Source organism: Acinetobacter sp. YH01019, from assembly GCF_013420285.1.
Lineage (GTDB): Bacteria > Pseudomonadota > Gammaproteobacteria > Pseudomonadales > Moraxellaceae > Acinetobacter > Acinetobacter gandensis.
Genome location: NZ_VOYM01000085.1, coordinates 1 through 11,269, shown reverse-complemented (window position 1 = coordinate 11,269; position 11,269 = coordinate 1). Strand labels below are relative to the sequence as shown.

12 protein-coding genes are annotated in these 11,269 nt (G+C 39.7%); 5 read left to right on the top strand and 7 right to left on the bottom strand.

What is annotated here, in order from left to right:
• The first annotated feature begins 216 nt into the window (after positions 1–216).
• The 4 genes from FTT84_RS15080 to arsH are packed head-to-tail and all read left to right on the top strand — an operon-like array spanning position 217 to position 2,765.
• Entirely contained in the window at positions 217–546 is a 330-nt protein-coding gene (locus tag FTT84_RS15080; protein ID WP_180081677.1) for a metalloregulator ArsR/SmtB family transcription factor, read from the top strand.
• Complete coding sequence (locus FTT84_RS15075; RefSeq protein ID WP_180081676.1) at positions 543–1,016, top strand: arsenate reductase ArsC; 474 nt, start codon at positions 543–545, stop codon at positions 1,014–1,016. The genes FTT84_RS15080 and FTT84_RS15075 overlap by 4 nt, the downstream gene beginning before the upstream one ends.
• 2 nt (positions 1,017–1,018) lie before the next feature.
• Positions 1,019–2,059, top strand: coding sequence for an ACR3 family arsenite efflux transporter (gene arsB, locus FTT84_RS15070; protein ID WP_180081674.1), 1,041 nt, complete (start codon positions 1,019–1,021; stop codon positions 2,057–2,059).
• 1 nt (position 2,060) lies between these two features.
• Positions 2,061–2,765 (top strand): arsenical resistance protein ArsH, encoded by a 705-nt coding sequence (gene arsH / locus FTT84_RS15065; RefSeq protein WP_180081672.1) that lies wholly within the window; start codon positions 2,061–2,063, stop codon positions 2,763–2,765.
• Between the two features lie 58 nt (positions 2,766–2,823).
• Here the strand turns inward: arsH and proB are convergent, their stop codons facing one another.
• The 3 genes from proB to FTT84_RS15050 all read right to left on the bottom strand — a co-directional run bounded on the left by proB (position 2,824) and on the right by FTT84_RS15050 (position 5,796).
• On the bottom strand, positions 2,824–3,957 hold the full coding sequence (gene proB, locus FTT84_RS15060; RefSeq protein WP_067765804.1) for a glutamate 5-kinase: 1,134 nt from the start codon (positions 3,955–3,957) through the stop codon (positions 2,824–2,826).
• A gap of 41 nt (positions 3,958–3,998) precedes the next feature.
• The gene (gene cgtA, locus FTT84_RS15055) at positions 3,999–5,210 is read right to left on the bottom strand and encodes an Obg family GTPase CgtA (protein WP_067765807.1); all 1,212 of its coding nucleotides are present in this window, start codon (positions 5,208–5,210) and stop codon (positions 3,999–4,001) included.
• Between the two features lie 211 nt (positions 5,211–5,421).
• The gene (locus FTT84_RS15050) at positions 5,422–5,796 is read right to left on the bottom strand and encodes a helix-turn-helix domain-containing protein (RefSeq protein WP_067765810.1); all 375 of its coding nucleotides are present in this window, start codon (positions 5,794–5,796) and stop codon (positions 5,422–5,424) included.
• Between the two features lie 115 nt (positions 5,797–5,911).
• Here FTT84_RS15050 and FTT84_RS15045 point away from each other — a divergent pair, with 115 nt between their 5' ends.
• Positions 5,912–6,769, top strand: coding sequence for an SDR family oxidoreductase (locus tag FTT84_RS15045; protein WP_180081662.1), 858 nt, complete (start codon positions 5,912–5,914; stop codon positions 6,767–6,769).
• Positions 6,770–6,835: 66 nt separating this feature from the next.
• Here FTT84_RS15045 and FTT84_RS15040 read toward each other — a convergent pair whose 3' ends face one another.
• The 4 genes from FTT84_RS15040 to FTT84_RS15025 form a co-directional block, all read right to left on the bottom strand.
• Positions 6,836–7,516: a hypothetical protein gene (locus FTT84_RS15040; RefSeq protein WP_180081660.1), complete on the bottom strand. Its 681-nt coding sequence runs from the start codon at positions 7,514–7,516 to the stop codon at positions 6,836–6,838.
• A gap of 3 nt (positions 7,517–7,519) precedes the next feature.
• Positions 7,520–8,236: an MFS transporter gene (locus FTT84_RS15035; protein WP_257223424.1), complete on the bottom strand. Its 717-nt coding sequence runs from the start codon at positions 8,234–8,236 to the stop codon at positions 7,520–7,522.
• A gap of 296 nt (positions 8,237–8,532) precedes the next feature.
• Entirely contained in the window at positions 8,533–9,990 is a 1,458-nt protein-coding gene (locus tag FTT84_RS15030) for a glyceraldehyde-3-phosphate dehydrogenase (RefSeq protein WP_180081658.1), read from the bottom strand.
• 330 nt (positions 9,991–10,320) lie between these two features.
• Entirely contained in the window at positions 10,321–10,920 is a 600-nt protein-coding gene (locus tag FTT84_RS15025; protein WP_180081656.1) for a hypothetical protein, read from the bottom strand.
• Positions 10,921–11,269: the final 349 nt, after the last annotated feature.

Here is an 11,269-nt window from a genome sequence, read left to right as displayed (position 1 = left end):
GATGCCATTTTTCTTTATACTGTCACTGAGGCAGGTTGGACATTTGATTTCTAGAGTTATTTGCATTTCTCTATTTTATCAAAATTCAACCTGCTTTTTTTTAGCATACTTTTTGATACACCACCAACTTTTTAAATTTAGATAAAACCCTAATACATATGGACATCCATATATTCACATGTAAACATATATGTAAATCCATATATAAAGTTAGACATGGAACAGACTGAATTTTTCAAATTACTTGCCGATGAAACTCGACTAAATATCGTCATGTTATTGGCATGTAAAGGTGAACTCTGCGTATGTGAACTCACCGAATCACTTCAATTAAGCCAACCCAAAATTTCACGCCATCTAGCGCTACTACGCTCATCTGGTGTTTTGAGTGATCAACGCAAAGGTCAATGGGTCTATTACTCCATTCACCCTGCACTGCCTACTTGGTGTACACAAATACTTGATGTCATGCGTCACCAAGAACGATTTAAAGATCTCGATTTAAACTCTCCGAAAGGCACTACCACATTGTGTGAAACGCTATGAATTTTTTATTTCTATGTACTGGCAATAGCTGCCGCAGCATTTTATCCGAAGTACTGTTTAACAAGCGTGCACCTGAAGGTTTCCGTGCCTATAGCGCAGGCAGTAAACCTTCAGGACAAGTCCACCCGTTTACCTTGGAAACCCTACACAACCTCAATCTACCGACTAAGGGTTTGTCGAGTAAATCCATCGCAGCATGTGAACAATACCAACCTGATGTGGTGATTACTGTTTGTGGATCTGCTGCGCAAGAAGCCTGTCCTATTTTTCTTGGCTCAGCCATTAAAGCACATTGGGGACTTGAAGATCCTTCACATTTAGATGCGACTGAAGCGGTCAAACTTGAGGCATTCTTAGAGACTGTCGCACACATTAATCGTCGCCTTGATGCTTTATTTCAACTGGATTTTTCAGCGCTATCCAATGAAGAACTGCGTTTAAAGATTGAGAAAATTTCAGAGATTCAATAATAATGACTGCTAAAAAACTGTCATTTCTCGACCGAAACCTCACGCTGTGGATTTTTATTGCGATGGGCTTAGGCATTGGAATTGGTATCTATTTTCCAAGTGCTTCTACAGGCTTAAATCAACTTACTGTAGGCAATGTCAACATCGCCATTGCGATTGGTTTAATTCTGATGATGTATCCACCTTTAGCCAAAGTGGATTACCAAACACTACCTGAAGTTTTTAAGGATAAACGTACTTTAACTTTGTCATTACTACAAAATTGGGTCATTGCGCCTTGTTTAATGTTTATTTTGGCAATCGTATTTTTACAGCATTATCCAGAATACATGACCGGCTTGATCTTAATTGGTTTAGCTCGGTGTATTGCGATGGTACTGGTGTGGAATGATCTGGCATGTGGTGACAATCAATATGTTGCGGCCTTGGTTGCATTTAATAGCATTTTCCAAATCCTCTTTTTCAGTAGCTATGCTTGGTTTTTCTTAAGCTATCTTCCACCATTTTTTGGTGTTGAAGCACAAGTTATACAAGTGAGTTTTTGGACCATTACACAAGCTGTTCTGATTTATCTCGGCATCCCATTTTTGCTCGGCTTTCTTACACGATATTTCCTCGTTAAACAAAAAGGAAATACCTGGTATCAAGAAAAATTTATAGCAAAAATTAACCCTTTAAGCCTGATCGCCCTACTGTTTACCATTGTCGTGATGTTTAGTTTAAAAGGCGCTGACGTAGTAAGTTTGCCAATGGATGTACTGCGTATAGCCATACCGCTGACGATTTACTTCGTTGCAATGTTCTTTATGAGCTTTTTTATGAGCAAATATATGGGCAATAACTACGCAAAAACGACTGCCATTTCATTTACCGCTGCGGGGAATAATTTTGAACTGGCTTTAGCTGTTGCGATTGCGACTTTTGGTATAGCCTCACCTGTTGCATTTACCACCATTATCGGCCCTTTGGTCGAAGTTCCAGTCCTGATTGCTTTGGTCAGTGTATCGCTTTGGCTTAAACGAAAACTGTATTCGGAGTCTTAATATGGAATTACCAAATATTAATATCGACTTATTGAAGACACCTCAATTTACGCAGATTCAAGCACAAGAACTGGCGCATCCACCACGTATATTATTGCTCTATGGGTCTAACCGTGAGCGTTCGTTTAGCCGCTTAGCTGTAATGGAAGCGGGTCGAATCTTAGAATATTTTGGTGCTGATGTACGGATTTTTCACCCTAAAGGCCTTCCTTTACCTGAAGATGCTGAGATTACTCACCCTAAAGTTCAAGAATTACATGAATTATTAGCGTGGTCAGAAGGCATGGTATGGTGTTCACCAGAACGTCATGGTGCCATGAGCTCCATTTTGAAAGCACAAATTGATTGGATACCACTTGCGGCTGGCGCTATTCGTGCCACGCAAGGCAAAACACTGGCACTTATGCAAGTTTGCGGTGGTTCGCAGTCCTTCAACGCCGTCAATCAAATGCGAATTTTGGGTCGATGGATGCGGATGATTACAATTCCAAATCAATCTTCAGTCGCGAAAGCTTTTACTGAGTTTGACGAACAAGACCGAATGCAACCGTCTTCTTACTACAGCCGCATTGTAGATGTAATGGAAGAACTCTATAAATTTACGCTGATGACTCGCGGTCAATCCGCTTACCTCATAGACCGCTATTCGGAACGTGTAGAAAGCGCTGAAGAACTCTCTAAACGTGTTAATCAGAGAAATTTATAAATAAAAAAAATCCCGCTCGAAAGCGGGATTTTTTTTATGTATGGAAACAATTATAGTATTAGTAAATCGACATATGATTGCGATGGATCATTTCAAGTGATCGGGCTTCCCCTAAAACTTGATGAACTTTATCTGAGGCCAAGCCTTTAACGATTTCTGCCGAACGTGAACTGAAGTTTACACGGCCAACAGCTACACGATGTCCTGCAATATCAACACATTCCACTACATCACCACGTTCAAAATGCCCTTCGACATCTTTCACACCAACAGGCAATAAACTACGGTGATTATCACGTATTGCCTTTACAGCACCATCATCAATCACCAAACGTCCAGCTGTTTGTAAATGTGCAGCTAACCATTGCTGATGTGCAGTCACACGGTCATTATCGGTAATAAATAATGTACCGAGTAATTCACCTGCCATTACACGTGACAGCACATTATCACTATCACCGCTCGCAATCACGGTTGGACAACCTGACTTAGCAGCCAAACGTGCTGCACGAACTTTGGTTAACATGCCACCACGGCCAAATTTACCGCCGCCGCCAGCCATATCAAATAAAGTTTCATCCATTGCACGCACCGTATGAAACAGTTTGGCATCTGGATTTGAGCGTGGGTCTGAGTCAAACATGCCTTCTTGGTCAGTTAAAATCACCAATAAGTCTGCATGTACCTGACCCGCCACCATAGCTGCCAAAGTATCGTTATCACCAAAGCGAATTTCATCTGTCGAAACAGTGTCATTCTCATTGATGACTGGAATGACACGCCAGTCGATCAAGTGTTGCAACGCATCACATGAGTTCAAATAACGACGACGGTCAGCCAAATCGTCATGGGTTAATAAAACTTGAGCTGTACGAATAGAACGTTGTTCTAAAACGCTTGACCAAGTATGTATTAAACCCATTTGTCCAATGGCTGCGCAAGCCTGAAGACTGGGTAGATCTGTGGGTCGGCTGTCCAGATTCATTCGAACCATACCTTCAGCCACAGCACCGGAAGACACAAGAATGATCTCATGTCCTGCATTGTGTAGTTCTGCAATTTGTCCCGCCCAATGCGAGATTGCATCCAGATCTAAACCTTTTCCGTTTGCTGTGAGTAAAGATGATCCGATTTTAACAACGATTCTTTTACAACCCTTAAGCTGACGCTGCCCATCTACCACTTCTATCATCTTGTCCTCAGACTTTTTTACTTTGACTCTAAAATCAACAATTAACGTACGTAGTACGATTCTGCTTCATCTTCACCATCATCATCTTCATCGTCAAATTCACCTTGACCAGAAAGACGCTGTTGACGACGCAATTCGCGATATGCTTCTTTAGCTGCAATGGTTTGTTCACGTGTTTCAGCTTCAAGTTGATCACGGAATGCTTTCATTTCTGCAGCATACTCAGGATCTTCAACTTCACGTTCACGCTGTTCTTCAATTTGATCCATCAGGTAATAAACAACGTCTTTTGTACCTTCAAACGTTAAACCTGAAGTTTTGAATACTGGACCGTTCCACTCTAACTCTTCAAGAATGTGATCACACCATTCATCACGCGTTTCAGCAGCCAATTGGTCAACTTTGTTAAGCACTAAAACAATTGGTAATTTTGAAAGTGTTGGGGAGAATTTTTTCAACTCTTCCAAAATCGCTTTAGCATTATAAGCAGGGTCTGAACCATCAATCGGTTGAACATCGACGATGTGCAATAAAATACGTGTACGCGCCAAATGTTTCAGGAAGCGAATACCGAGGCCTGCACCTTCTGCTGCACCTTCAATTAGACCTGGGATATCGGCCATAACAAATGAACGGTGACTGTCTGCATCAACCACGCCTAGGTTTGGCACCATTGTGGTAAATGGATAATCTGCAACTTTTGGTTTTGCTGCTGAAACTGCACGGATAAATGTTGATTTACCTGCATTTGGCATGCCTAACAGACCCACGTCTGCTAGTACTTTTAATTCAAGACGAATTTCACGGTATTCACCTTTTGTGCCGTGTGTACATTTACGTGGAGAACGGTTGGTTGAAGATTTGAAGTGAGTATTACCCAAACCACCTTCACCGCCTGCTGCCACTAACACACGCTGACCGTCAGCCACTAAGTCGCCGATGATATCGCCAGATTCTGTATCTACAATTGTTGTGCCCACTGGAACGAGCAATACGGTATCTTCACCGCCACGGCCTGAGCAGTTCGCACCGCGGCCATTTTTAGCACGTTCTGCACGGAATTTACGTGTATAACGATAATCTACAAGGGTACTTGTGTCGTTGTCGGCTTGTACAAATACATTACCGCCACGCCCACCATCACCACCATCTGGACCACCAAATGGTACGAATTTTTCACGGCGAAAACTGGCTACGCCATTGCCACCGTCGCCAGCCTCTACGGTAATGACTGCTTCATCAACAAAGCGCATGTTTGCCAATCCTCTAAAAACTTTAAAACCGCTTATTCTGCCATATTTTAAAGAATTTCTCGAACAATATTATTCAGCAATACTATAAATTTCATTCATCTTCTTGCTGGTGCAAATTTTTAGCAACATCCACACCTTTTTTGAAAATGTAGGTTTTATGAATAACACAGTGCAGATTAAATAAAGAAGGATTTATTCAAATAACGAAATGTTATTTGCGTGCATTTTCTTTGGCTTCAATAATTTCAGGTAATGTTCTTTCAACCCAAGCAATGAGATGCATTAATTTTTCAGCTGCTTGCGAACCCATAAGTGTCAATTGATATTCCACTTTGGGTGGAACGACCGGATAAACTGTACGTAAGATGAAACCATCCTGCTCTAACATTTTTAAGGTTTGCGCCAACATCTTCTCGCTCACGCCTTCAATGCGCTGTTTTAACTCGCTAAAACGATGCACCCCTTCAGTTAAACAACGCAGTACTAATACAGACCATTTATTGGTCAGATGTTCAAGAATTTCACGTGAAGGACACTCCGTGGATAAAACTTGACCAAGCAATTTACTTGTAGCATAGGTATTCATTAATTCTTTCCTTCAAGTCACTAACTTACTTTTTGGTACGTACTTACATTTAGTAAGTTAACAGATTAAGATTCAACCATCAAGTTCAATTATTCATCAAACAGAGGGTTTGAAAATGAAAATCGCAATTACAGGTTCTACAGGACAACTCGGTCAACTCGTTATTCAATTTTTACTTAAAGAGACTGCTGCACAAAATATTGTTGCGCTAGTACGTGATGAAGCTAAAGCTGTATCATTCAAGCAACAAGGTATTGAAGTGCGTCATTTTAATTATGATGCGCCAGAAACTTTAGTTCCTGCCTTACAAGGCATAGACAAGTTACTTTTGATTTCTGCTAATGAAATTGGCCGCCGTACGCCACAGCATAAAGCTGTCATTGATGCTGCTGTAGCAGCAAACGTCCCATATATTGCTTATACAAGCCTTTTACGTGCAGATACTTCACCACTAGGTTTATCAGAAGAACATCGTGAAACTGAAAGTCTTATTAAAGCCAGTGGTCTAAACTATACCTTCTTACGTAACAACTGGTATGTCGAAAACTATCTTGCTGCCGTTGCACATGTTGCCGAAACGGGTGTGCTCTATGGTGCTGCACAAAATGGACGCATTAGTGCCGCGACCCGCGCTGACTATGCAGAAGCTGCTGCAAAAGTTTTAAATAGCACAGGTCATGAGCAAAAGACTTATGAATTGGCTAGCTCAAGTAGTTTCACTTTGGCAGATCTTGCTGAAGCAATTCAATCTGAATCAGGCAATACAGTACAGTATCAAAACTTAGCACCTGAAGACTATCGCCAAGGCCTGTTACAAGCCGGTCTGCCAGCAGGCCTGGTTGACGTAATTGTTGATGCCGATGTTCATACTGTGAAGGGTGCTATGTACAGTGATCGCCAAGATTTAGAGCAATTATTGGGACATCCGCCTACATTCCTTCAAGCTGCTGTAAAAACGGCTTTGAACAAATAAAATTGTCATATTGAAATAAAAAGCCCGATTCCATGATCGGGCTTTTTTAAATTGAACAAATGATTTTTATGGATGCAGATTCTTTAAAGGTAAATCCATAGCCATTTTTAAATTGGCTTTGGTATTTCGTTCCGAGTTATACATCGTAGCGTTAAAGCTCGCGATTTTACGCATAGTCATTGGGTCATTTAGATTAAGCTGTGGAGCAAACTGATGTACCACATGTAAATTTACGCTTTCATTAAACTCAAAAAAAACAGGCCCATTAAAATTAATTCGAATCGGAATGTTATAAGTTCGTTTTAAGTGAAATGAGACATCCAGTTTTATTGGTATATCCATTTTTAGCGGAAACTTCGGCACAAGTTTATTTTTAATAACTAAATCTGTGGTCGCCTCTAATGGCATTGTCTGATTAATTTGAATATTGGTCAGATAATCAATATTCACCGAAATAGGAACATCAACACTAAATTGTAAATCCGCTAAATATTTACCTTTTAGCGGGAGCTGCAGCTTACGATCTAAAGCGATTTTGGTATCCAAAGTACCAATCGATTGTGTTTGTAAATAATTCCCTACCGAAATTTTAGTCGGTAACGAATGAGAGAGCTGAATATCCGCGTTATCGGCCTGCACTTGCATAGATGCATGTATATTTAAATATAGCCAAAATGAAACGGCGACCAATACAACCACAGCAAAAAAACTCAACAGCAAACGCTTTGTCGTTTGAAATATCCACATAGGCTATTCCTGCTTAGACTGCGCAGCAGCTTTCTGTTCACGGTTTAAACGCATGGTTTTCAACGGAATGACCAACTCACCTTTTTGAATTTTTACTGGCAGCGTGTTTTGTACATCAACGGTTGCCTTAAGCGCTGTCTTAATCGGGACATTTAACTTCCCTTCAATGGGGATATTGGTTTTTAAATTGGCATTTAAAGGAATGTGTAGATTTTCCTTCAGTACAGTTTTGACCGGTGCATCGAATTTTAAATGTACTTTTTGCTCAAGTGGAACATCTATGTTGACTGGAATATCTAACTGAATCGGAATATCACCTTTCAATGGCAAAGTGATGTTTTGTCCCATAACTTTGACTTTTACTTGGGTGTCTACTGGCAAATTTTGATTGACTTTTAACGTCTCGCGTACAGGAATTGTGGTTTTAATCGGGACTTGATTATCAAAATAGACACGTGGTGTCAGAGTTTGCGTCAACGGAATATTCAAATTTTCATGAATTGGTATTTCGGCATTTACCCGCCCAGTCACATCAACATCTAAGGCGTCATGAATCTTCACTTCAGCTTGTAAAGGTTCTTGTAGATCAATATTAACGTTCTGATTTTCGAGCGGAATGTAAATATTAAAATGTTTAAACACCCAAATGGCGATGAACACACCGATGAGTGCAGCAAACACTATAAATGCCAATCCACTGAGCATGTGTTTCACTTGCAAACTAAAGTCCTTTTTACTTTTATTGTTTTACAGCTCTATCTTTACTGAATAATACGATTGGGTTTGCAATTTTTTGTATTTAATTCTTTAATAATTTCATAAACTTAAAACTTGAACATTTTAGTCAGCTTTCTCATTATAAATGACTACAACTCATCTAACAGTGGCAGAAAAAGCAAGAACTTTTGATGCTTTTAATCAATCCATTCGTCGTCTATGCCTTAAGTTTTTACCCCCCTGCTCTTTAGATAAAAAAAAGAGCCTCAAATGAGGCCCTTTTTTACAGCGTGAACTAATTAAGCATTAGTTTCAGCAGGAACTTTTGGATAGCTTACGCCGCCCATTTGTTCAGCAATACGCAATACTTGGCAGCTATAACCTACTTCGTTATCATACCAAACATAAGCAGTTAAACGATTGCCTGAAGTGATTGTTGCTTGCGCATCAAATACACCTGCAGTGCGTGAACCGATAAAGTCAGATGATACAACTTCAGTCGAGTTTGTATAACCAATTTGACCTTGAAGGTTAGAGTTGATCGAAATTTGGCGAATATATTCATTCACTTCTTCACGATCAACGTCTTGACCCAATGTTAGGTTCAAAATAGCAAGTGATACGTTTGGTGTAGGTACACGTACAGAGTTACCTGTCAATTTACCTTGAAGCGCTGGAAGTGCTTTAGCAACCGCTTTAGCAGCACCAGTTTCAGTAATTACCATGTTTAGAGTCGCAGCACGACCACGACGATCCGCTTTATGGTAGTTATCGATTAAGTTTTGGTCGTTTGTGAACGAGTGAACTGTTTCAACGTGACCATTGATCACTGTGTATTTATCGTTTAACACTTTAAGTGTTGGAGTGATCGCGTTTGTTGTACAGCTTGCAGCAGAGATGATTGTATCTTCATCAAGGATATCTGCTTGGTTTACGCCGTAAACAACGTTCTTCATATCACCTTTACCAGGTGCAGTAAGAATTACACGTGCAGCGCCTGGGCATTTAAGGTGTTGAGCAAGACCTTCTGAATCACGCCATTTACCTGTGTTATCAATAACAAGTGCATTGTTAATACCGTAAGCAGTGTAATCAACTTCAGATGGGTTAGAAGCGTAAATTACTTTAATGAAGTTACCGTTTGCAATGATTGCTTCGTTTTCTTCATCTACAGAAATCGTACCTGCGAATGGACCATGAATAGAGTCACGGCGTAACAAAGACGCACGTTTTTCTAAATCGCCATCAGAAGATTTACGTACAACGATAGCTTTAAGGTTAAGACCACGGCCTAAACCTGATTGACCAATCATTAAACGTGCAAGGATACGACCGATACGACCGAAACCGTAAAGAACAACGTCTTTGTGTTCTACAGCAGCAGCGCTACCTTGTAAGGATTTAACAGCGTCTGCAACCAATGCATCGATATCGCCGCCTTGTGCTTTGTAAGCTTCTGCAAGTTTACCAAGATCAATTTCAGCAGTTCCAATGTTTTCAACTTTAGATAAAGCTTCAAGAATTGGGAAAGTGTTTACAACAGAAAGTTCAACGTCTAATACGCGAGTACGACGGTGTGCTTTTAGAATTTGGATAACAGAACGGTTAATTAAAGAGCGACCGTACACTGTTGCTACGATGTTTTTTTCACGATATAACTGACCCACTAGGGCAATCATACGTTCCGCAAGTTCTTCACGGTTTTTCCAGCGACCTTGGTGCTCTGCATGTAGGGCAACGATAGTGTCTTTGCTCACAGATACGTCCTCTAATTAATTGTAAATCTAGGCTAAATTTCAAAACCCCATAATTGTAATGGAATTCGTGAAATTAATGAATCCAAAAGCACTGCTCTGCTCGGCTATTTTCTTATATATTCACTATAAATTTTTAAAATAGTTGTAATTATTTTCATGATTTTATGACTGAAAGTTTAAAAACTGGTTTTTTGATGTTTTTTGTCACAAATTTCTAAATGTAGCTTTATCAGACAACACACCTATATTTTATAAACAACTTCCTGCCACAATCGAATAAATTCAAGCCATAGTCCGAACTTTAAAACGGTTATTTTGATCCAAAGCACGTCATTTTATAGATTCATTTTTATTGTCTACATCGACTGACTCTCTAAATTGTTCAATATCAAATTCGAAGTAACTATTTGGCAGTTGAATTATATGTGGTAGAGCACTTAATCCATTGTCACCCGCACAACAAACGTAGTGACGCATATGATGAATGGATCGAGTAGATGATTCATATCTTAAATTTTCAAAATTAAGTGCGATGCACTGCTGCGCATGATCACGAATCATCTGCACAGCATGCATAAAAATTTTGCGTTTTAACTGTTGTTCCGCTTTTGCTCGTTCCAAGTCGTTTGACTCATATTCCCCCATTTGGGTTCGTCGACGAGACAACGTGACATGTGTCCCAGAGTGTGGACTGAAATCTTCCTGTGTCACTTTAATTTGTTCATGTTCTACAAGTTGTGCTGTAAGCATAGTTTTCAACTGAGTTAGCAGCTGCAGACTCATTTCATGATGATCTTCCCAACTATCTTCATTATGCGGAGCAAAGATAAATGCGCGCCTTTTTTCAAGTAATTGCTTGAAGCCCTGCATTTTATCTGCAAATTTGGCGAATTCATTATCATTGACCAATTCAGACTGTATGCGCAACATCTCAATGCTCATCAAGAGTGGCGCAAGTATTTGCATCATTCTAAAATAAATAAAGTCAAAATGATTTGAGTCATCAACTTCATATTTCAATAATCGATGGAGTGGGCTTAAAATTTTTAATGTGAATATTTCTTCAAATCGCTTAATAGCTAACGCAATGTTCTTGGTTGAATCAAGCTGCAATATCGTAAGTAATTTATCATCACTAATCTGTTGAAATTGAGAGGTGGATCAGGAAATTTGAACAACACTTATAAGTGATATTTTGCTCCCCAAATGATGTTATAAACATCAATATATGGAGTATTTTATGACACGTAGACCAAGAAGAAATCATTCAAATGACTTT

Excerpts from the sequence above, each read along its gene's own strand:
- FTT84_RS15080 (WP_180081677.1), top strand. The coding sequence starts at position 217 with ATGGAACAGACTGAATTTTTCAAATTACTTGCCGATGAAACTCGACTA.
- FTT84_RS15075 (WP_180081676.1), top strand. The coding sequence starts at position 543 with ATGAATTTTTTATTTCTATGTACTGGCAATAGCTGCCGCAGCATTTTA.
- arsB (WP_180081674.1), top strand. The coding sequence starts at position 1,019 with ATGACTGCTAAAAAACTGTCATTTCTCGACCGAAACCTCACGCTGTGG.
- arsH (WP_180081672.1), top strand. The coding sequence starts at position 2,061 with ATGGAATTACCAAATATTAATATCGACTTATTGAAGACACCTCAATTT.
- proB (WP_067765804.1), bottom strand. The coding sequence starts at position 3,957 with ATGATAGAAGTGGTAGATGGGCAGCGTCAGCTTAAGGGTTGTAAAAGA.
- cgtA (WP_067765807.1), bottom strand. The coding sequence starts at position 5,210 with ATGCGCTTTGTTGATGAAGCAGTCATTACCGTAGAGGCTGGCGACGGT.
- FTT84_RS15050 (WP_067765810.1), bottom strand. The coding sequence starts at position 5,796 with ATGAATACCTATGCTACAAGTAAATTGCTTGGTCAAGTTTTATCCACG.
- FTT84_RS15045 (WP_180081662.1), top strand. The coding sequence starts at position 5,912 with ATGAAAATCGCAATTACAGGTTCTACAGGACAACTCGGTCAACTCGTT.
- FTT84_RS15040 (WP_180081660.1), bottom strand. The coding sequence starts at position 7,516 with ATGTGGATATTTCAAACGACAAAGCGTTTGCTGTTGAGTTTTTTTGCT.
- FTT84_RS15025 (WP_180081656.1), bottom strand. The coding sequence starts at position 10,920 with ATGTTGCGCATACAGTCTGAATTGGTCAATGATAATGAATTCGCCAAA.